This is a genomic window from Mesorhizobium caraganae (genome assembly GCF_016836705.1).
In the GTDB taxonomy this organism is placed as follows: domain Bacteria; phylum Pseudomonadota; class Alphaproteobacteria; order Rhizobiales; family Rhizobiaceae; genus Mesorhizobium; species Mesorhizobium caraganae.
Window position 1 is genome coordinate 115,208 of the sequence record NZ_JAFCGY010000011.1, and the last position, 20,096, is coordinate 135,303.

At 64.0% G+C, this 20,096-nt stretch carries 16 protein-coding genes and 1 tRNA gene; 5 read left to right on the forward strand and 12 right to left on the reverse strand.

All coding sequences use genetic code 11. The annotated features are described in order from the left end of the window. Positions 1–124 precede the first annotated feature (124 nt). Positions 125–682, forward strand: a complete 558-nt coding sequence (locus JQK88_RS19795; RefSeq protein ID WP_008874122.1) for an HNH endonuclease — start codon at positions 125–127, stop codon at positions 680–682. Between the two features lie 152 nt (positions 683–834). On the opposite strand, the gene JQK88_RS19800 is transcribed toward JQK88_RS19795, so the two are convergent. Both JQK88_RS19800 and JQK88_RS19805 read right to left on the reverse strand, forming a co-directional pair. Continuing rightward, on the reverse strand, positions 835–1,353 hold the full coding sequence (locus JQK88_RS19800; protein ID WP_203279171.1) for a disulfide bond formation protein B: 519 nt from the start codon (positions 1,351–1,353) through the stop codon (positions 835–837). A gap of 67 nt (positions 1,354–1,420) precedes the next feature. Then, on the reverse strand, positions 1,421–2,005 hold the full coding sequence (locus JQK88_RS19805) for a YqaA family protein (protein ID WP_203279172.1): 585 nt from the start codon (positions 2,003–2,005) through the stop codon (positions 1,421–1,423). Between the two features lie 276 nt (positions 2,006–2,281). Between JQK88_RS19805 and JQK88_RS19810 the strand changes: the two genes are divergently transcribed. Next, a tRNA-Leu gene (locus tag JQK88_RS19810) sits at positions 2,282–2,366 on the forward strand. A gap of 461 nt (positions 2,367–2,827) precedes the next feature. Then, positions 2,828–4,660 carry an adenylate/guanylate cyclase domain-containing protein gene (locus JQK88_RS19815; RefSeq protein WP_246749927.1) on the forward strand — a complete coding sequence of 611 codons (1,833 nt, stop codon included), beginning with the start codon at positions 2,828–2,830 and terminating at the stop codon, positions 4,658–4,660. A gap of 111 nt (positions 4,661–4,771) precedes the next feature. Here the strand turns inward: JQK88_RS19815 and JQK88_RS19820 are convergent, their stop codons facing one another. From JQK88_RS19820 to JQK88_RS19845, 6 genes are all read right to left on the reverse strand, one after another. Continuing rightward, positions 4,772–5,920 (reverse strand): YncE family protein, encoded by a 1,149-nt coding sequence (locus JQK88_RS19820; RefSeq protein ID WP_203279173.1) that lies wholly within the window; start codon positions 5,918–5,920, stop codon positions 4,772–4,774. 107 nt (positions 5,921–6,027) lie between these two features. Then, on the reverse strand, positions 6,028–7,308 hold the full coding sequence (locus JQK88_RS19825) for a GNAT family N-acetyltransferase (protein WP_203279174.1): 1,281 nt from the start codon (positions 7,306–7,308) through the stop codon (positions 6,028–6,030). Then, a complete protein-coding gene (locus tag JQK88_RS19830; protein WP_203279175.1) occupies positions 7,308–8,711 on the reverse strand; it encodes a lipopolysaccharide biosynthesis protein in 1,404 nt (467 codons plus the stop codon). Before JQK88_RS19830 ends, JQK88_RS19825 begins: the two co-directional genes overlap by 1 nt. A 273-nt stretch (positions 8,712–8,984) precedes the next feature. Continuing rightward, complete coding sequence (locus JQK88_RS19835; RefSeq protein ID WP_203279176.1) at positions 8,985–9,488, reverse strand: hypothetical protein; 504 nt, start codon at positions 9,486–9,488, stop codon at positions 8,985–8,987. A gap of 173 nt (positions 9,489–9,661) precedes the next feature. After that, positions 9,662–9,967, reverse strand: coding sequence for a hypothetical protein (locus tag JQK88_RS19840; RefSeq protein ID WP_210388345.1), 306 nt, complete (start codon positions 9,965–9,967; stop codon positions 9,662–9,664). Continuing rightward, positions 9,945–10,217, reverse strand: a complete 273-nt coding sequence (locus tag JQK88_RS19845; protein WP_142866399.1) for a DUF4242 domain-containing protein — start codon at positions 10,215–10,217, stop codon at positions 9,945–9,947. Before JQK88_RS19845 ends, JQK88_RS19840 begins: the two co-directional genes overlap by 23 nt. A 240-nt stretch (positions 10,218–10,457) precedes the next feature. Between JQK88_RS19845 and JQK88_RS19850 the strand changes: the two genes are divergently transcribed. Next, on the forward strand, positions 10,458–13,046 hold the full coding sequence (locus JQK88_RS19850) for an ATP-binding protein (RefSeq protein ID WP_246749928.1): 2,589 nt from the start codon (positions 10,458–10,460) through the stop codon (positions 13,044–13,046). Between the two features lie 116 nt (positions 13,047–13,162). Here JQK88_RS19850 and secA read toward each other — a convergent pair whose 3' ends face one another. Continuing rightward, complete coding sequence (gene secA, locus JQK88_RS19855) at positions 13,163–15,895, reverse strand: preprotein translocase subunit SecA (RefSeq protein ID WP_203279177.1); 2,733 nt, start codon at positions 15,893–15,895, stop codon at positions 13,163–13,165. A 242-nt stretch (positions 15,896–16,137) separates the two neighbouring features. Between secA and JQK88_RS19860 the strand changes: the two genes are divergently transcribed. Further along, positions 16,138–17,055 carry a peptidylprolyl isomerase gene (locus JQK88_RS19860; RefSeq protein ID WP_112562277.1) on the forward strand — a complete coding sequence of 306 codons (918 nt, stop codon included), beginning with the start codon at positions 16,138–16,140 and terminating at the stop codon, positions 17,053–17,055. 71 nt (positions 17,056–17,126) lie between these two features. On the opposite strand, the gene JQK88_RS19865 is transcribed toward JQK88_RS19860, so the two are convergent. The 3 genes from JQK88_RS19865 to JQK88_RS19875 all read right to left on the reverse strand — a co-directional run bounded on the left by JQK88_RS19865 (position 17,127) and on the right by JQK88_RS19875 (position 20,067). Then, positions 17,127–18,071, reverse strand: coding sequence for a glycosyltransferase (locus JQK88_RS19865; RefSeq protein WP_210328392.1), 945 nt, complete (start codon positions 18,069–18,071; stop codon positions 17,127–17,129). Between the two features lie 18 nt (positions 18,072–18,089). Beyond that, entirely contained in the window at positions 18,090–18,680 is a 591-nt protein-coding gene (locus JQK88_RS19870; RefSeq protein ID WP_203279194.1) for a TetR/AcrR family transcriptional regulator, read from the reverse strand. A 157-nt stretch (positions 18,681–18,837) separates the two neighbouring features. Continuing rightward, positions 18,838–20,067 (reverse strand): caspase family protein, encoded by a 1,230-nt coding sequence (locus tag JQK88_RS19875; RefSeq protein WP_192258645.1) that lies wholly within the window; start codon positions 20,065–20,067, stop codon positions 18,838–18,840. Positions 20,068–20,096: the final 29 nt, after the last annotated feature.

Here is a 20,096-nt window from a genome sequence, read left to right on the forward strand (position 1 = left end):
GCAAAAAAGCATGAAAATCCTGCATTTTTGCCCCTTTCGGCGAGCGACAATCCGCTTCACATCCCTGTCATGTCGGGCTTACAGTATCCGCGCCGATCGGTTCTAGAACGAGGAGGTCAACAAGGTGACGGTTGCCGTGTCTCCGGATGGGCTTCCCGCGCTGGTGCTGAATGCGGATTACCGTCCGCTCAGCTATTACCCCTTGTCGCTCTGGTCCTGGCAGGACGCCATCAAGGCGGTGTTCCTCGACCGGGTCAACATCGTCGCCGAATACGAGCATGCGGTGTCTTCGCCGACCTTCTCGATGAAGCTGCCCAGCGTCGTCAGCCTGAAGGCCTATGTGAAGCCGTCCAGGCACCCGGCGTTCACCCGCTTCAACGTCTTCCTGCGCGACCGCTTCCAGTGCCAGTATTGCGGCACGCCCGAGGATTTGACCTTCGACCATGTCATCCCGCGCCATCGCGGCGGGGCGACAACATGGGAAAATGTCGTTGCCGCCTGCTCGCCCTGCAATCTCAGGAAGGGCGGCATGATGCCGGCGCACGCCAAGATGTGGCCGCTGCAAAAGCCCTATCAGCCGACCGTGCACGATCTGCACAACAATGGCCGGCTGTTCCCGCCCAACCATCTGCATGAAAGCTGGATGGATTATCTGTACTGGGATGTCGAACTGGAACCATAGAGTTCGGCACAAATCCGCCATGCTGGCCGCCTGACGCAGCTTTCTGCGCTTCCGGAGCTCACGTACTTAAGTACGCTCCGGTCCGGTTCTCGAAAGCCGCGCCATTCGACTCAGCCTGCCGAATTTCTGGACGAACTCTGCGTCGCGCTGAATTAATCGCGAACCATTGCGCCGCGGAAGGCGACGGCGGCGAGGATGAAGCTGGCGATGGCGTTCCAGCCGGCCAGCGACAGGCCGAGGATGCGAAGTGCCGCCTTGTCGCAGGACGGCGGCACGAATTTGTCAAGCGCGTCGAGCACGCCCTTGCCGCCGGTGTCGACCGGGCCGGCGCCGGCCGTGCAATCGGCCGGACCCTGCCACCAAGCCCATTCGACGCCCGAGTGATAGACGCCGAGATAGAGCCCGTAGAGCATCAGCATGCCGCCGATGGCGAGCAGGCCGCGCGTCAGCCAGGCCGGCGCGCTGAGCATCGAGGCGATCACCGCCAAAACCATCAGTGGCGCGCCGATGTAATAGGGCGTGCGCTGCTCCAGGCAGAGGTGGCAGGGGATGTAGCCGCCTATGTGCTGGAAGGCGAGCGCGGAGCCGACCGTGGCGGCCATGGCGACGGCGAGAAACAAAGCCGTGCGCGTCCGCTGGCGTTCGGTGTCGGCATTCATGGTCGCTGTCATGGGTCTTCGTCCGTTGAATTCGCCGTCCGCCGGCATAGTTCCTGGAACCACCGCCCGCCGTGGGCGGTCAGAAGGCGTATTTGACCACGATATAGAGCGAAATCAGGGCGGCGGCGCCGGCGCCGACGATCAATCCCAAACGCTTCTCGATGAATTCCTTGATCTCCTCGCCATAGCGGCGCAGCAGCCAGGCGAGAAGCAAGAAGCGAGCGCCGCGCGCCAGGATGGCCGAGACGATGAAGACGACGAGATTGACGTGAAGCGCCCCGGCCAGAATGGTGACCACCTTCATCGGCGGCAAGTGGGCGGCGCCGGATGTGACGAGCAGCACCAGCATCAGCCCGGTGCCCGACGACTGCCACCTCTCGAACGTGTCGAGGCCGCCGAAGTGCTCCAACATCGGCCGTGCTATCGTGTCGTAGGCATAGTAACCGATGAGCCAGCCGGCAATGCCGCCCAGAACGGACGCAACTGTGGCGGTCAGCGCGTAGCGATAGGCGCGTTCGGGCCGCGCCAATGCCATGGGCAGGTACAAGACGTCGGCAGGTATGAAAAACACCGAGCTTTCGACGAAGGCGATGAAGGCCAGCCACCATTCGGCGGATTTGCGGGCCGCCAGCGACAAGGTCCAGTCGTAAAGTCCGCGAAGCATCGGCTCTCCTGATGCAGGTCGCCCAAACTGCGCAGCGGCTTCGGGACAACGGCATGCACAAACAATGATCGAAGCGCGCCACGTCGATCTCTCAGGCCGGGGCGCGCTTTCACTCGCGGCCTGTCTAGAAAGATTTTCCGCGCCGCACAATGGCAGGAGCTACACGAAACCGAAAGGCGGGCTTTTGCCGCAAGCAGGGCAGGGCGGCGCATTTGGCCAGTTGACGAACAGGCCTCCAACCGTATAGTCCGCGCCAATCCAGGCTCTCAGGCCTGAGCCCCTATGGCGGAATTGGTAGACGCGCTCGACTCAAAATCGAGTTCCGCAAGGAGTGCTGGTTCGATTCCGGCTAGGGGCACCAAATCTCTCCAGGATGCTTTATTTCCAGTAGGATAAAGGAACACGGTGGATTTTGATCCGCCCAAAATCCACCTTGGAATGCCTCGTTGGCACCCTCTATGAGGGGTCGCGTCCAGCCTGTGCCTTGGCCGACAAGGCGAAGGCATCAGTCATCAGATTGACCAGTCCGGCTTGCCCCACTCGCCGACATCATCGCCTCCAAGCGCGAACGTCTGGTGTGATGTCCGATACAAAAGCACCGTCACGGTGGCGTCAACCGGTTACACAGGGCAGGAAATATCTCCGGCCTTCGGGGAGTGGCGTGTCAGCGTCCCCCGAGGCTGTGTGGGCGTGTCGTCGGTCGGCTGTTAGCGCGGCGACTAGAACGCTCCACGCCTCGCAAGCGGGATAGCGAAGTATTGTGAGGGCAAGGTCAGGCTGCGTTCTCCGTCCTGTATCGGCGACCGGCGGAGACTGGGAGAGATGGATACCATGCAGGTGAGGCGTCTGGAAGTTGGCCGGACATGGACGCGGGGCGGCCCGCGTGCAGTCGCTTTGCCGAGCGGTGCGATGACCACACAGCGTCACCTCGCAGCGATCATGGCTTGCGACGTGGTCGGTTATTCGCGACTGACGGAGCGCGACGAGCGCGGCACGCTCGAGCGGCTGAAGATCTACCGCAAGGACCTCCTCGAGCCGCTGGTCTCCGAGCACCAGGGTCGGATCGTCAAGCTTACCGGCGACGGCATGCTGTGCGAGTTCGCGAGCGTCGTTAACGCGGTGACCTCGGCGATGGCGATCCAGCAGGCCCTGGCAGAGCACGAGGCGGAGACGCCCGAGGAAGAGCGGATTCGCTTCCGCATCGGCGTCAATCTCGGCGACGTGGTCTGCGAGGAGGACGGCGACCTCTACGGCGACGGGGTCAACATCGCCGCCCGCCTCGAAAGCATCGCCGATCCCGGCACCGTGGTCGTCTCGGGCACCGCCTACGACCACCTTCAGGGCAAGCTCGACTGCGGCTTCACGCTGCTCGGCGACCTGCGCCTCAAGAACATCGAGCGGCCTGTGCGCGCCTATCGCGTCGAGACCGACGCCAGCGCCTCGGTGGCTGCGCCGCCTCCCCTGCCCGAGAAACCCTCGATCGCGGTTCTGCCTTTCACCAACATGAGCGGAGACCCCGACCAGGAATACTTCGCCGACGGGCTGGTGGAGGACATCATCACGGGATTGAGCCGGGTGAACTCCTTCTTCGTGATCGCCCGAAACTCGTCCTTCACCTACAAGGGCCGGGCGGTGGACCTGCGCCAGGTTGGGCGCGAGCTGGGCGTCCGCTACGTGCTCGAAGGCAGCATCCGCAGAGCAGGATCGCGGGTGCGCATCAGTGGGCAGCTGGTGGATGCGATCAGCGGACACCATGTCTGGGCCGACCGCTTCGAGGGCGACGTGGGCGACATCTTCGACCTGCAGGACAAGGTGACCGAGAGCGTCGTCGGCGCTGTCGAGCCGAGCATCCGGCTGGAGCAGATCAAGCAGGCGCGCATGAAGCCAACGGACTACATCAGCGCCTACGACCTCTATCTTCGCGCGCTGCCGCGCTTCTACAGCATGACGCGCGAAGGCTTTGCCGACGTGCGCCGGCTCACCAACGAGGCGCTCAGCATCGACCCTGGCTTCAACCTGGCAAAGGGGCTCGGCGCCTATATCCGCAGCGTATCCGTGAGCCAGTGCTGGCACGAGCCCGACGATGTCCGGGTCGCCGTGCGCATGGCGCGCGAGGTACTGACGGAAGCGCGCGACGACCCCACCAGCCTACGCTTCGCCGCGCAGGTGCTCGCCTACAGCGCGAAGGACTACGAGATGGCGTTGGGCACGATCGAACGATCCCTGTTGCTCAACCCCAATTCGGCGCAGGGCCATACGAGCAGCGGCTGGGTGAACGCACATTCCAGCCGCCCGCTCGTCGCAATCGAGCACTTTCACAGGGCAATGCGGCTGAGCCCGGTCGACCCAGAGAAGGGCATCGCGCTCTCCGGCATCGGGATGAGCTACCTGATGCTCGAGCGCTATGAGGAAGCGCTGGCATGGGGAGCACGCGCGCTACAGGAGATGCCGAACTACGGCACCTCCCACCGGGTGGTGATCATGGCGCTGGTCAAACTCAACCGGCTGGACGAGGCGCAGGCGGCGGCTCGGCGGCTGATGGAGGCGTTCCCGACCTTCACGCTCACCCTGCAGAGACAGATCAACCCGTGGCGGGACAAGGTGTTCGCCGAGCGTTACGTCGAGGCGCTGGGCATCGCCGGGGTGCCGGAGTGATCGTCGCGGTTGCAATGATGCCCCCTCCTGCGCGTCACTTGTTCCACTTTTTGTAGGTGCTCGATTTCATGTGTTTCTGGCTAAGAGCACTATTTTCCCCGTAGACGCACCCTACCGCATATTGCCCGTATGACCCTGCGAATACCGTCCCGGCTGCGGCCAGACCGTCAGCCCGTGCGGCTCTACGCCGACCCGAAACTTGGTCACGGCGCCTGATGTCGTGTCGATCATATAGGCGGCGCTGTCGAAGCGGCCGGAGAGCCATAGCTGTCTGCCGTCGGCGCTGACATTGCCCATGTCGGGGCTGCCGCCGTCGGGGATCGGCCATTGCGCGACAACCGCGCGGGTGGCGAAGTCGATCACGGTCACGCTGCCCGGTCCCTTTGCCTTGCCCTGCTCCATTTTGTGCGAGCCGCGATTCGAGACGTAGAGCCGCTTGCCGTCGCGGCTGACGACGAAGCCGTGAGCCCCGATGCCCGTCGGGATGAAGCCGATTTCCTTGAAACTGTCGCCGTCGACCAGGAAGACGCCGTCATTCATCATGTCGGCGACGTAAAACACCTTGCCGTCGGGCGATTCCTGCGGCATGCCCATTTTCGAGAAGTCGAGATGGCCGAGCACCTTCTGGTTCTTCAGGTCGATCTTGGTCACTCCGCCATTGCCGTATTCGCAGGTGAAGATCGCATAGGAGCCATCGACCGAGAAATCGGCGTGGTTGATACCGGAGCAGTTGGGCGTGGGCAGGGTCGACTTTAGCGCCATGGTGTGGGGATCGCGGAAATCGAGTTGCTCCAGGGCTTCGTCGACGACGATGGCAGCACGACCGTCCGGCATGAAATACAAATTGTAGGGATCGTCCACGGCAATCTGCGGGCCGGGCTTGCCGGTCATCGGGTCGATCGGCGTCAGGCTGCCATTCTTGCCGGTGACATTGTTGGCGACCCAGAGCGTCTTCATATCCCAGGATGGCACGACGTGTTGCGGTTTGCTGCCGACCGGAAATCTGTCGACTTCCTTCAGCGTCATGGTGTCGATCACCGTGACGCTGTTGGACGAGCGGTTCGGCACATAGACGCGCGGCAGTGCACCCAGCGTGGCCGGGCTGAGATGGCCGGCGCCGGTGTGGCTGTAGATGTTGACGGGCGGCGCAGGCTCGCTGCAATCCTCGGGACAGCTATCGGCCCAGGCGCGAACGGGCAGCAGCGCAAGCAGCAGGAAGGCCGCACGGGTACTGGCGTGACGCAAAAAGATTCTGATCATCAGGATGGCTTGTCGTGAAGGCCGGCCGAAATTGCCGACGCGACCCGTAGCTTGGGTTTTTGTCGTTGATCCAGTGGCTTTTCTCAAGGCTCCCGCAGGCACACGGCTCAGCGCCGTCCCAGCAAACTCTTCACGCGGTTGCGCAGCAGGCGGGCCATGTTGCGGGTCTCGCGGTAGAGGTGCAGCTGCGAGGCGGCCTGGCGGGCGAGGCGGTCGGCATCCGGCGTCAGCCCGATCACCAGCGAGCCCATCGGCTTGCGCTCGCTCCACAGCCGGCTCATCACCGGATGGTCGGGCACGGCGCAGGAATCGGTCATCATGACGTTGGGGTCGTCGAGATGCTGCTTGGTCACCTCGATCATCAACAGCGTGCCCGGCGAATAGGTCGCCAGCGTCTCGTCATAGGCGGTCTTCCAGGTATAGGCGACGCCGGCTTCGACGAAGACGACCAGGCAGGCGATGGTGCGGCCGCCCAGCGTCAGCGAATGGATGCGGCACATATCGTGTTCGGCCAGCCGGTGCACGGCCTCGCGGGCGAAGGCGGCGCGGTAACGGTCGATGGCCATGGCGGTGCGCTCGCGGCCCTTCCAGCCGGCGGCTTCCAGCGTCAGGAAGCTTTCGATGGCGTGGCGGATTTCGTCCGGGCCGCGCGCCACGATGTGTTCCAGTTTGCCGAGATCGCCCAGGCGCCGCTTCAGGCGGCGGAATTCGCGATGGTGATGCGCGCGCAGCGACGTCTTCAGATAGGCCTCGCCGTCGAGCGTACTTTCGAGCACCGGCCGGTCTGCCTTGCCGGTGGTGACCATTGTCAGGCCGCGTGTCTCGGCAACGGTGGCAAGCACGCTGGCCAACGGGCCGTCGAGCCGCATGTCGGGCAGCACGAAGACCTTCGGCAGCTTCAGGTGCGGCCGCGACAGCATGCCGAAGAAATCCTCGACGACGCCGATGGGGTCGTCGTGGTCGACCAGCGGCGTGCCGATCGGGCCGAACGGGCTCGACCAGGTGCGCATCACCGGAACGCCGAGCGGCACGGCCGGCCGCTCGACCGAGAACGGCACCAGCAGGCGCAGGCGGTTGCGGTATTCGTCGCCGTCGCGGATCACCGCCAGCTTGACCTCGCGATCCTCCAGCCGGGGCATGGCCGGCGCCAGGAAGCGTGGATTGAAGAAGACGTTGGGCTCGATCGTGCGGGTGCACAGATAATCGAGTTCCTCGACCAGTTCGAAACCGGCCGAGGCCGGATAGATCGCCAGCTTGCGCTGCGGCCGGTTGTTGGCGAGTATCTCGAGATGGGCCGGGTCGGCGTCGCGCGCCAGGCCGGCAAGACCCGACACCATGGCGCCGGCCGGACCGCCACTGGTTTCCTCGATCAACGGGGTGGCGGCCATCAGGCGGCTCCCCTGGCTGCGGGCATGAAGATCAGCATGACGATACCAAGCTTGCGCCAGACGGTGAAGGACAGCGCGCTCGCCTCGAAGACCATGGCAAGGCTGGTGGCGATTGCGGCCCCCCACAGGCCGAAGAGCGGGATCAGCACTATGTTGAGGCCGATGTTGAAGGCAAGCGTCATGGCGTAGACGGCGGCGCAGATGTTCTGGTTGCCGCTCATCGTCAAAAGGCTTTCGCAGGGGCCGACAGCGGCGCGCGCCACGACGCCGAACACCAGCAGGAACAGCAGCGGATAGCCGGCGGTGAATTCCGGGCCGAACAGCACCAGTATGGGCTCGCCGAGCAGCAGCACCAGCAGCGCCATCAACAGCGAGGGCCAGAAGGTCCACGATACGGTCTCGCGGGCAAAGGCGGCGAGCTTTTCCGGTTCGCCATGGGTGAACTGCGCATAGCGCTGGGCGACGCCGGCCTTGACGGAGAAATAGACGAAATGCACCAGCGCCAGCGTCTTGACGGTGGCGAAATAGACGGCGACGTCGTTGGGCTGGAGATAGGCGCCAACCATCAGCACATCGGCGTTGGTGAGCAGGAAGAAGAAGCTTTCGACCAGGAAGATCGGCAGCGAGACGATGAACCACTCGGAAAAATGCACCTTCATCGGCCCGGTCGGGATGTTCTTGCCCATGCGCGAGGTGACGCCGATGAGCTGGGCGAGCGTGGTGGCGTAGGTGGCGGCGATCGAGGCGAAGATCGCGGTCCTGGCGTCGGGCGCATAGCCCATCGCCAGCATCAGCGCCATCAGCGCCAGGATCAGCACCGGCCGCACCAGATAGGTCGGCGACAGCGCAAACAGCGCCCAGGAATTGGCGCGCGACTGGCCTTGCAGCAGGTCGCCCATGGCAATCATCGGCAGGCAGAACAGGCCGAGGATGAAGGGGATGACATAGTAGCTTTCGATCCAGTCCGCGCACAGCCAGACGCCCAGTGCGCCAAGTCCGGCGATCGCGGTTGAGGCAATCAGCACGAACAGGCGGCTGGCGACGACTATGCCGCGCAGCTCGGCCAGCATGTTGCGTTCGCGGTATTCGGGGATGAAGCGGATGACCGAGGTGTGGAAGCCGAGGCAGGCAAGGTTGCCGACGATCACCATCGTCACCCAGACAAGGACGAAGATGCCGTATTCGAACGAGCCCATCCAGCGCGCCATCAGCACCTGGCTGATGAAGGCGATGACGGCGCTGACGATGCGAATGGCAAAGGCGATCAGCGACATGCGCCCGGCTTCGCCGCGCTCGTCGGCGGTGAACAGCGCCGCATCGATGCGGCCAAGCAGCGGCCCCATGCGCAGCGCCAAGCGCTGCGGCAAGAACCGCCCGGCCGTCGTCGCCGCGGAAAAGCGCACCCCGATATCTCTCCGTTTTCCGCCTCTTTTCAAGGCTTCGGGTGTATCCGAAACACCTTAAGAAAGGGTGGGCAGGTGCGGGTGCACCGAGCGGCCGAGGACAGCCGCGTGTGCAAGGTACGTCAATCGTATGCCAGTCGCAGAACGAAAAGGCGAGCGAACGCCGGGGAAGCTTGGGGAGCCGGGTCGGCGTTGCGCTCGCCCCTCCCCCCGCCAAGGGGGAAGGCCAGGCACCGGGGTGTGTCCGGTGCCCGAGGTGTCACATGGGGAGGGTTACATTCCCTTCATTGCGTCGCACGACACGTTCGGGTTCATGTCGGCGAAGGCGCCGGTCGGGTTCTGCTTCCAGGCCCAGACATGCAGTTCGTAGAACGGCCCAAGGCCGTAGCGGTTGGGGGCGCTGTTGAAATTGAACAGCTGGCCCTCGAGCGAGGCCGGGCCCTTCGAGGTAATGTATTCGACCGCTATCAGCTTCAGGCTGCCGTCGGCCGTCGGCTCGTACATCACCGCCTCGGGCTTGGCGAGATCGACGGCATCGTCCTTGAGATAGGCGCCGTTGACATAATGGATGCCCATGGCGCCGCCGGTGATGCCGCTGGCGCAAGGGATCGGGGCGTAGCCCTCGGCTGTGGCGGCTGCCACATTCTCGAAGCGGCTGTTGGCGGCGCGCACCTTTTCGGCCAGCGGATTGGCGTCATGGGCCTGGGCGGCAGCACCGGCCGCGATCGAGATGGCGGCCAGGGCGGCGAAGCGTGTCGTCCAAAGAGTTGTGGTCATGATCTTCCGTCCGTTTGTTGACGCTCAAGGCGACGGCGGCCGATCAGGCCTGCCGAAACGCCAGGGGCGTTGGTTCAAGGATTTGGGGGAACGAGCTTGTCCGTCCCGGTTCATGTGATGGTTATGCAGCTCCGGTAGCCGAGCTTCCGGCCGCCGCTAAAACCCGTGCAAAATCAACGATCCCAAAAGTAGTATTGCCAATATTCCTGCGGAACTTCCCGCTCCGAGAGCCCGATGTCGCGCCTCAGATAGTCGCCTTCCGGAGGCAGGCGCCGCCTTTCAGACAGATACGCAGGCAGCTTCGTCGCGAACAGCCATAGACGGCCGAACAGGGAGGTTGGCCGGCCGGTCTTTCCCAGGACAGGCTCGGTTCCACCGACCGGCAGGCCATCAGGCAGTTCGCCATGGCCGCGAAGGGCAGTTTGATGCTCATCATTGTAGCGACCGAATGCAGGATCAGAGATAAAAGTAAGGGTCAAGAACCCGCACCTCCGTGATCTTGTCGACCGGCAGCGAATTTTTCTGGGCAGTGCTGCGGATCGCTTCGGGCGACGGCGCTTCGTAGATGCAGAAGCTGCGCTTCTTGTCGGGTGTGACGAAGGACTGGATCCAGGTGACGCCCTTTTCGGCATTGCGCATGACGACGCCGCCCACTGCCGTGGCGCCAATGTCGGTCATCGGTATGTTGAGGCCGTCCGGAAAAGTGCGTTCAATCAGATAGCGAGGCATGGAAGGCTTCCTTTTCCATTGAGTCACGCTCGATCGGAGCGCGGCTGGACGTTGACCACGCCGGCCCGGCCCGCGCATCGGAACGATTCCCCATATTTGGCGGGACGATTCCCTATATTGGCGTCGTTCTTTGTGGAAAGAGGCACGGGAATGTGTGCGAAGTCACATTGCCGCGCTCTCTTCACGGGCTATCGTGAGCGGCCCGCCATGGTGGGAAAACTCCGATCATATGAGACGACAATGATGCTTCTGGAACGGCAGACGCAGCTGCAGCAGCTGGAGACCTTGCTTGGCGATGCAATCAACGGCCATGGCCGTGTCGCGGTGCTGGTGGGCGAGGCAGGCGCCGGCAAGACGGCGCTCGTCGAGGCGTTGGTGGCCCGTGTCGGGCAGAGCGCGGCGACGTTGCGCAGCGCTTGCGAGGATCTGTCGATCCCCGATCCGCTGGGGCCGCTCTACGATCTGGCCCGTGAGGCGCAATGGGCGTTGCCGCGCGCGATCGACGCCCGGCATGGGCAGAGATTGCCGCTGTTTTCCGATGCGCTCGACGCATTTGCGGCGAAGGGACCGAGCCTGCTGGTGATCGAAGACCTGCACTGGGCCGACGATGCGACGCTCGACTTCGTGCGCTTCCTTGGCCGGCGTATCGCCAACACCCACATCCTGCTGTTGCTCACGGCGCGCACCGACCGCAGCGAAGGACAGATACGCGTGCGGCGCGCGCTGGGCGAAATCCCGGCAGGCAGCGTGGCGCGCATCGACGTGCCGCTGCTCAGCGAGGCGGCCGTGCTGTCGCTTGCCGATGCGGCCGGCCGCGACGGCGACGCCATCTACCGGGCGACCGCCGGCAATGCCTTCTTCGTCACCGAATTGCTGTCAGCCGAAAATGAAACGGCGCTGCCGGCAAGCGTGCGCGACGCCGTGCTGGCGCGGGCCGAGCGGCTCTCGGTTGGCGCCCGGGCGATGCTCGATGCGGTGTCGGTGTTTCCGCGGCGGGCCGACGCCTGGGCCTTGCAGGGCCTGTGTGGCGTTGCCAGCGCCGGCCAGCTTGCCGAGTGCGTCGCCAATGGCGTGCTCGATGATCTGGGCGATGGCTACGCCTTTCGCCACGACATTGCGCGGCGCGCCATCGAAATGATGCTGACGACATCACACAGGCGGCAATTCAACCAGCGTGCCCTGGCTGCGCTGCTCGAGAATGGCGACGTCTCCAGCGGTCGCCTGGTGCATCATGCGGTCGAGGCCCACAATCTGGCGGCGGTGCGCGAACTTGCGCCGATCGCCGCGCGCGAGGCGTCGCGCGTCGGCGCCCATCGCGATGCCGCCGGCTACTACGAGATCGCCTTGCAGCAGGCCGACAGCCTGCCGGCCACGGAACGTGCGGAACTCTACGAGAGACATGCCTTCGAATGCCACCTCATCGGCAAGATCGCCGACGCGCTCGCGTCGCAGGGACAGGCACGACGACTGCATCAGGCCAACGGCAACAGGCTGAAGGAAGGCGATAGCCTGAGATGGCTTTCCCGACTGAGCGAAATGGGCGACGACCGCGAGGCGGCGGCCGCTTTCGGGGCCGAGGCAGTGGCGATGCTGGAAGCTGCTCCCGCCGGTCCGGAACTCGCCATGGCCTATTCGAACCTTTCCCATCTGGCGATGCTGTCGGAAAGGGTGGAGGACACGCTGTTCTATGGCGAGAAGGCGGCGGCGCTGGCCGGGCGCATGAACCGGCCCGACATAGCCTCGCATGCCCTCAACAATGTCGGCTGCGTCGAGCAGTGGCTGGATCCGGCTGCTGGGCGCCAGCGCCTCGACCAAAGCCTTGAAATCGCGCTGCAGGGCAATTTCCAGGAGCACGCCGCGCGCGCCTTCACCAATCGCGCCTGCTTCGAGATCACCCAGATGAGCTACGACGCGGCGCGGCCGATGCTTGAGAGCGGCATCCACTATTGCACCGAAAACGACCTCGGCACATGGCGCGACTATCTCAGGGGCATGCTGGCCGATGTACAGCTGCGCCAGGGCCAATGGGACGAGGCCGCCACAACGGCGACCGACGTCATCGACAATGAGCGGACAACGACGGTGGGCCGGTTTCCGGCGCTGCTGGCGTTGGCGAAACTGCGCCTGAGGCGCGGTGATCCGTCGGCCGAGCCCTTGTTTGCCGAAATGGCGCGGTTCGTCGGAAGTGGTGCGGACCTGCAGATGCTGAGTTCATACGCAGCGCTGATGGCGGAGCAGGCATGGCTGGGGCTGACCGACAAAGAGGAGGCGCTGGCGCTGATCGCGCGCGCCGAAACGCCGGTGCGCTCGCGCGCCCATGTCGGCGAGCTGGCGCTGTGGCGAACATTGCTCGCTCCGGACATGCCGGCCGGCGATACTGCCGATATGGCCAAGCCATACCGACTGCTTTTGACCGGCGACTGGCGTTCGGCTTCGGCATTGTGGGCCGAATTGAATGCGCCGTACGAACGCGCTCTGGCGCTCATCCTTGGCGATGAAGAGGGGCAGCGGCTGGCGTTGGACATCTTTGATGGCCTGGGGGCAAGGCCGGCTGCCCAGCGCCTGCGCGATATCATGCGCAAGAACGGCATTGGCGGCATCGCCCGCGGCCCGCGCCGGTCGACACGCGCCAACGTGGCCGGCCTCACCTTGCGCCAGATGCAGGTGCTGCAGCTGATCGAACGCGGCTTGTCCAACAAGCGGATCGCCGAGCAGTTGACGATTTCGCCGAAGACGGTCGATCACCACGTCTCGGCGGTGCTGGGCAAGCTGGATGCGGTGTCGCGCGGCGAAGCGACCGCCGCGGCGCGCGATTCCGGGTTGTTGTGAGATCCCAACAGGTTTCGTTGTTTTAGCGAGGGGGACAAAGGCCAGCGCTGGCGCTGCCCCTCATCCGGCCCTGCGGGCCACCTTCTCCCCGTGGAACGGGGAGAAGGAAGACGACGTTACGCAAACGCGCCGTGGCAGTGCTTGTATTTCTTGCCGGAGCCGCAGGGGCAGGCTTCGTTGCGGCCGACCTTGCCCCAGGTCGCCTGGTTGTTCGGATCACGATCCTCGGGAGCGACGATGGCGTTGCTCTCCTGGCGGACCAGAAGTGCGGTCTCGCCGCCCTGGAAGTCGTCCTCGCCAGTGGTGCCGTCAATGTGGCTGCCGAACATGTCGGGCGCTTCGGGCGGCGGCGCTTCGGCGGCCTGGCGAACCAGTTCGACGCGCATCAATTGCGCGGTGACTGCCTGGCGCAGATTGCCGAGCAGTGCCTGGAACAGCTCAAACGCCTCGCCCTTGTATTCCTGCAGCGGATCGCGCTGGGCGTAGCCGCGGAAGCCAACGACCGAACGCAGATGGTCGAGATTGACGATATGCTCGCGCCACAGGTGGTCGAGCGTCTGCAGCACCACCGAACGTTCGACATAGCTCATCACGTCGGGGCCGAAGCGCTCGGCGCGCTCCTTGGCGGCGGCGTCGGCGGCCTCGGTCAGGCGCTCGCGGATGTCGTCCTCGGCAATGCCTTCTTCCTTGACCCAGTCCTCGACCGGCAGATCGAGATTGAGGAATTCGGCGACTTCGGCCTTGAGGCCGGCGACGTTCCACTGCTCGGCATAGGCATTTTCGGGGATGTTCTTGGTGACGATCTCCTCGATGACGCCTTCGCGCATCTCGGCGATCGTCTCGGACAGGCCTTCGCCGTCCATCAATTCGATGCGCTGCTCGAACACCACCTTGCGCTGGTCGTTCGACACGTCGTCGTATTTCAACAGGTTCTTGCGGATGTCGAAGTTGCGCGCCTCGACCTTCTTCTGCGCCTTTTCGAGCGCCTTGTTGATCCACGGATGGATGATGGCCTCATCTTCCTTGAGGCCGAGCTTCTGCAGCATGCCATCCATGCGCTCGGAACCGAAGATGCGCATCAGATCGTCCTGCAGCGACAGGAAGAATTTCGAACGGCCGGGGTCGCCCTGGCGGCCGGAACGGCCGCGAAGCTGGTTGTCGATGCGGCGCGATTCATGGCGCTCGGTGGCCAGCACGTAGAGGCCGCCGGCGGCCAGCGCCTTGTCCTTCAGGCGCTCGACATCGGCAATGATTTCCTTTTCGCGCGCCTCGCGCTCGGGGCCCGCAGGCATGTCGCCCAGTTCGTCCTCGATGCGCATCTCGGCGTTGCCGCCGAGCTTGATGTCGGTGCCGCGTCCCGCCATGTTGGTGGCGATGGTGATGGCACCGGGCTTGCCGGCCTGGGCGACGATGGCCGCCTCGCGCTCGTGATGGCGGGCGTTCAGCACCTCGAAATCCTTGAACCCTTCCTTGCGCAGGCGCTCGGCCAGCTGCTCGGATTTTTCAATGGAGGTGGTGCCGACCAGCGTCGGCTGGCCCTTGGCGCGCGCTTCCTTGATTTCCTTGACGATCGCCTTGTACTTCTCCTCGACCGTCCGGTAGACCTCGTCGTCCTCATCCTTGCGGATAACCGGCAGATTGGTCGGGATCTCGGTGACTTCGAGGCCGTAGATGTTGCCGAACTCCTCGGCCTCGGTCAGCGCCGTGCCGGTCATGCCGGACAGCTTCTTGTACAGGCGGAAATAGTTCTGGAAGGTGACGGAGGCCAGCGTCTGGTTTTCCGGCTGGATCGCCACATGCTCCTTGGCTTCGAGCGCCTGGTGCAGGCCTTCCGAATATCGGCGTCCCGGCATCATGCGGCCGGTGAACTCGTCGATGATGACGATCTCGCCGTTGCGGACGATGTAGTCCTTGTCCTTCTGGAACAGCCGGTGCGCCTTCAGCGCGTTGTTGACGTGGTGAACGATGGCGACGTTCTCGACGTCATAGAGCGACTCGCCCTTCAGCAGGCCGGCCGCGCGCAGCAGGTTTTCCAGCTTCTCGGTGCCTTCCTCGGTGAAGGTCGAGGTCTTCTGCTTCTCGTCGATCTCGTAGTCTGCCGGGTCGAGCTGCAGCATGAAGGCGTCGATGGTGTTGTACATTTCCGAACGGTCCTCGAGCGGACCGGAAATGATCAGCGGCGTGCGCGCCTCATCGACCAGGATGGAATCGACTTCGTCGACGATCGCGTAATTGTGGCCGCGCTGCACCATCTGGGCGCGCTCGTACTTCATGTTGTCGCGCAGATAGTCGAAACCGAGCTCGTTGTTGGTGGCGTAGGTAACATCGGCGGCGTAGGCGACGCGGCGCTCCTCATCGGAGAGACCATGGACGATGACGCCGACCGAAAGGCCGAGGAATTTGTAGACGCGGCCCATCCATTCGGAGTCGCGCGTGGCGAGGTAGTCGTTGACGGTGACGACGTGGACGCCCTTGCCGGCCAGCGCGTTGAGATAGACGGGTAGGGTGGCGACCAGCGTCTTGCCCTCGCCGGTGCGCATTTCGGCGATGCCGCCATTGTGCAGCACCATGCCGCCGATCAGCTGCACATCGAAGGGGCGCATGCCGAGCACGCGGCGCGCCGCCTCGCGGGCGGTGGCGAAGGCCGGTATCAGCAGGTCATCTAGGGTGGCGCCGTTGGCGATATCTTGGCGGAATTTTTCCGTGCGCGCCTGAAGTTCGGCGTCGGTCAACGCCCGCATCTCGTTTTCCATGGCGTTGATCGCCTCGACACGCGGCCGGGTCGCCTTGACGCGGCGATCATTTGAGGAGCCGAAAACCTTACGGGCGAGACCGCCGAGACTGACCATCCAATGGTCCTTTCGATAGAATTCTCAATCTTGAGATGAGCGCCGGCGGCCCCATCAATTCCGCGTGAAACGCAGACAAACGCAAAAAGCGCCCGGAAAACGGTTCTGGACGCAAAGTCGTTGGACAGATAAGAGGGGGCTCAACTGATGTCAACGCCGCGTTAGCCCTATGGGCAGCGCCAAATTCCGCCACAATCCGGCTGATCTGCAAGCCCGACCAATCCCCCTTGGAGTTAATCTTGATGTCCTTACTGTTTCGCCGTGCGTCGCTCGCCAGCCTTGGCCTGGTCTTCGGCCTGTCGGCTCTTTCGCTGTCGCCTGTCATGGCCCAGGAAGCCGCTCCCGCACCGGCCGATGCTGCAGCGCCCGCCGCCGCACCCGTCGATCCCAACGCGGTCGTCGCCACTGTCAATGGCGAGAAGCTGACCGAGGCGGACCTTGGGCTTGCCGAGGGTGAGCTGTCGCAGCAGTTCGCGCAGTTGCCGCCCGAGCAGCGCCGCGCCGCCGCCCTTTCCGCGGCCATCGAGATTCGCGTCATGGCCGCCCAGGCAGTCACCACCGGGCTCGACAAGGATCCCGAATTCCAGCGCCGCATGGCGTTCCTGCAGCAGCGCGCGCTGCATGGCGAGATGGTCGAAAAGGGCGTCGTCGACAAGGTTACCGACGCCGAGGTGCGTGCCCGCTACGACCAGGAAATCGCCAGCACGCCGCCGGTCAATGAGGTTCATGCCCGTCACATCCTCGTGAAGACGAAGGAAGAAGCCGAGGCGATCATCAAGCAGCTCGACGGCGGCGCCGATTTCCAGAAGCTCGCCAACGAGCACACCAGCGATCCCTCGGGTAAGACCAATGGCGGCGATCTCGGCTGGTTCGGCCCGGGCCAGATGGTGCCGGAATTCGACAAGGCGGCATTCGCGCTCGACGTCGGCAAATACACCAAGGAGCCGGTGCAGTCGCAGTTCGGCTGGCACGTCATCAAGCTCGAGGACAAGCGCACCAAACAGCCGCCGGCGTTCGACGACGTCAAGGACCAGGCCAAGCAGGCGGTCATCCGCGACAAGTATTTTGCGCTGGTCAAGCAGCTGCGCGGCGCCGCCAAGGTCGAAATCCCGGACGCCAATTTGAAGAAGGCCGTCGACACGATGGAAGCCGGCAAGTAGGCCAGCGTCGAAAAGCATACAAAAGGGCGCCGTTTGGCGCCCTTTTCGTTTCGATCCCTAGCTGGCGAAAGTCAGCGATAGTGGGTGGAGGCCTTGAACGCCGCCGGATCGCCTGCGGCAAGGGCACCGGTGAATTCGGGGATGCGCACCAGAAGCATCATCGCCCAGAACAGCGGCCAGTCCGTCCAGCGGCAAAACGACGTGCCGACGGCCTGCGCCGTCTGCCGGTTTTCCTTGAAGGATGTTTTCACCGCCCGCCAGGCGAGGCCCAGCCTCGAACGTCGGCCCTTCGTCAGCAGATCCATGCGCGCGTATTGGTAGCCCTTGTTGCGCCTGACATCCCAGATGAAGCCCAGGCCCTCATAGGCGTGGATCGAGACCGCCTCGGTGGCCACCTCCATGGCCACGCCATCCCTCAGCATCGCGTGCTGCCGCAGATGCGAGGAGACGAAAGGTCCGTGGTCGGCTTCGAAGCGATAGCGTTCGAGAACCGGCCGTCGGTACAGAGCGCCATTGTTGCTGACATGGATGATCTGGCCGTTGCGGTTGCGGCGCTCAATGAAGCCGCGGTCGAGCAGCGACATCACCCGCATCATCATGGTGTCCTTGCCGTAAGTGGTGCGGCCGGAAATCGCATCGATCTTCGGGTTTTTCACGACAGCTTCGTAAAGGATCGCCAGCCATCCGGGCCGCGTCAGGCAGTCGGCCTCGACGACGGCGACGAGGTCATGGCGGCAATAGGCGAGTGCTGCGTCCTTCAGTTGCGAGGACTCGTCGCTGTCATGCGTCGCGACGATCACCGAAGGGCGGGAAAAGGCCGGTTTCCCGTCGAACTCGGCTGCAATCTCGGCAGTATGGCCCTCGGGCAGCATGAGGATGATTTCAGCCGGAACGCCGCGTGCATCCTGCGCATAGGCGCGCACTGCCCGGCGCAGTTCCTCGTCGCCATCCGGCGTCAGATAGTCGGAAACGATGATCAGGCTGACGAGCAGCACAGGCGATGTAATTTCGGTCAAGTCGCCCCCCGGCGATTGTCAGGGATTGCGAGAGATCCCTCTCAGGACATAACCGACCGTGGTGTGTATTGCCATCTCATCTTCGTCAAGCCGGTTGGTCAGCAAATGCTTCCAGGCATAGGAAGCCACGAGGTCGGCGACCAGCGCCGCATCGATATCGGCGGCAACCTCGCCTCGCGCCTTGGCGCGCTCGATAATCCGGGCGGTGTGGGACCGACGTCCATCGGCATAGCCGTTCAGGGCCACGGCCGCTGCTTCATCGGACTGCGCTTCGGCCACCAAGGACCGAAATACGCTGCCCGAGGATGTGTCGCGCCAATGCGCGAAGAGATTCCTCAGGAACCCGACGAGATCGTCCTCGAGATCGCCGGTATCGGGGACGGCGACGCGCTTTTGCCGCTTGTAGACCTCCAGCAGCAAGGCGGCCTTGCTCGGCCACCAGCGATAGATCGTGGGTTTGCCGGCGCGTGCACGCCGCGCGACGGCTTCGATGGAAAAGCCGGCATAGCCGGCCTCGACCAGCACCGCTTCCGCGGCCTCGAGAATGGCCTCGGCACTGTCGGGATTGCGCCGCGCCCCGATCGATCTGCGCGCCGGATCCTCGCCCATGTCTGTCCTCGCCAACACTTTCGCCGGCAATATAGGTGAGCCGGCAGTCAAACGAAACGGCCCGTTTCAAGCGATATTGTCGAAGTCGGGAATCGCAGTGCAGCAGATATGCTTGGGGGCAGGGCGGCGCATGCCTGAAGCTCGCCCGCGGCGGCGATCAGTTCATCGCTTGCGAGGTTTCCGAGGCAATCCGCCATTGGCCGTCGCTCTTCACCAGCCCAAGGGTGACTCGTGCCTTGCCGGTCATACGCGCCACCGATTTGTCCTTCGGCTGATAGTCATAGCTCATCGCGAACACGGCTTCGGCGCGGTTCTCGCCCTGCGGCGTCACGTCGAGGCTGCCGGGCTCGAGACTGAACGACCAGGATGCAAATTGCGCGAACCAGCCGGTCTTGAGCTTGATGACGGCGTCGCTGTCGTAGCGCGTGCCGAAGATGGTGGCGGAAGGGGCATAGAGCCGCTTGACGGTCTCGCGGATCGCCGCCGCATCGGGCGCCAGATAATCGTCACGCAGGAATTTCTCGATGGCGGTCTTGTCGTCGCCGACGGAGCGTTCGAGTGCCGCGACCTTTGTCTCGGGCGCCGGAGCGGCGGCGGGCTTCGGCTGCGCGACCGTTTCACCGCCAGGCACGAACTCAAACCGCTCGAGCAGCGAACCCTGTTCCCAGGGGCGCTGTCCCTCGCGGGTTTCGGAAACCACGTCGCGGCGGACCGCGATCATCATGTCGTTGATGCCCTGGCCGGGTTCGGCCATGTGCCGCAGCAATGCGGCGGCAAACGGCGAATTGCGCCCCGTTCCGTCCATGGCGACAGCACCCGGCGCCGTCGAAAAGGCGATGAAGGAGCCGCGCGTCGAATCGAACTGCGCCAGGCCGGCAAGCGCCGTCGCCGAGCGGGTGGTGGCAGTGCGGCTCAGACTGCGGGCAAAGGGATTGTTGCGGCAGGCATCGAGGAACACCAGGCTGACCTTGGTCTGCTGTTCCATGATGTCGAGGACTTCGTCGATCGGCACGGCTTCGAGCTGCAGTTTGACCGGCATGTCGAGCCGGGCGTCGACCGGCACGATATAGTTGCGCCCTTCGACCTGCAGGCCATGGCCGGCATAATAGAACAGCCCGACGCCCGCACCTTGCAGCGCATCGGAAAATTCGCCGATCTTGCGCTCGAGCTCACGCTTGCCGAGATCGTTGCCCTCGATGACGTCGAAGCCGATCGAGCGCAGCTTGCCGGCAATGTCGAGCGCATCGTTGACCGGATTGGTGAGGGTGCCGGCCTCGGCATAGGTGCCGTTGCCGATGACCAGCGCCACGCGCCGTTCCGGCTGCGCATCGGCGCTCAGGAGCAAAAGCTCCATAAACGCCACCGCCAAGATAACCAGCCTGCCCATGGCCGATATCATAACGCCAGAGTCCCCGG

Coding starts and splice junctions, on each gene's coding strand:
- JQK88_RS19820 (WP_203279173.1), bottom strand. CDS start 5,920: ATGATCAGAATCTTTTTGCGTCACGCCAGTACCCGTGCGGCCTTCCTG.
- JQK88_RS19815 (WP_246749927.1), top strand. CDS start 2,828: ATGGATACCATGCAGGTGAGGCGTCTGGAAGTTGGCCGGACATGGACG.
- JQK88_RS19860 (WP_112562277.1), top strand. CDS start 16,138: ATGTCCTTACTGTTTCGCCGTGCGTCGCTCGCCAGCCTTGGCCTGGTC.
- JQK88_RS19800 (WP_203279171.1), bottom strand. CDS start 1,353: ATGACAGCGACCATGAATGCCGACACCGAACGCCAGCGGACGCGCACG.
- JQK88_RS19835 (WP_203279176.1), bottom strand. CDS start 9,488: ATGACCACAACTCTTTGGACGACACGCTTCGCCGCCCTGGCCGCCATC.
- JQK88_RS19825 (WP_203279174.1), bottom strand. CDS start 7,308: ATGGCCGCCACCCCGTTGATCGAGGAAACCAGTGGCGGTCCGGCCGGC.
- JQK88_RS19875 (WP_192258645.1), bottom strand. CDS start 20,067: ATGGGCAGGCTGGTTATCTTGGCGGTGGCGTTTATGGAGCTTTTGCTC.
- secA (WP_203279177.1), bottom strand. CDS start 15,895: ATGGTCAGTCTCGGCGGTCTCGCCCGTAAGGTTTTCGGCTCCTCAAAT.
- JQK88_RS19870 (WP_203279194.1), bottom strand. CDS start 18,680: ATGGGCGAGGATCCGGCGCGCAGATCGATCGGGGCGCGGCGCAATCCC.
- JQK88_RS19850 (WP_246749928.1), top strand. CDS start 10,458: ATGATGCTTCTGGAACGGCAGACGCAGCTGCAGCAGCTGGAGACCTTG.
- JQK88_RS19845 (WP_142866399.1), bottom strand. CDS start 10,217: ATGCCTCGCTATCTGATTGAACGCACTTTTCCGGACGGCCTCAACATA.
- JQK88_RS19805 (WP_203279172.1), bottom strand. CDS start 2,005: ATGCTTCGCGGACTTTACGACTGGACCTTGTCGCTGGCGGCCCGCAAA.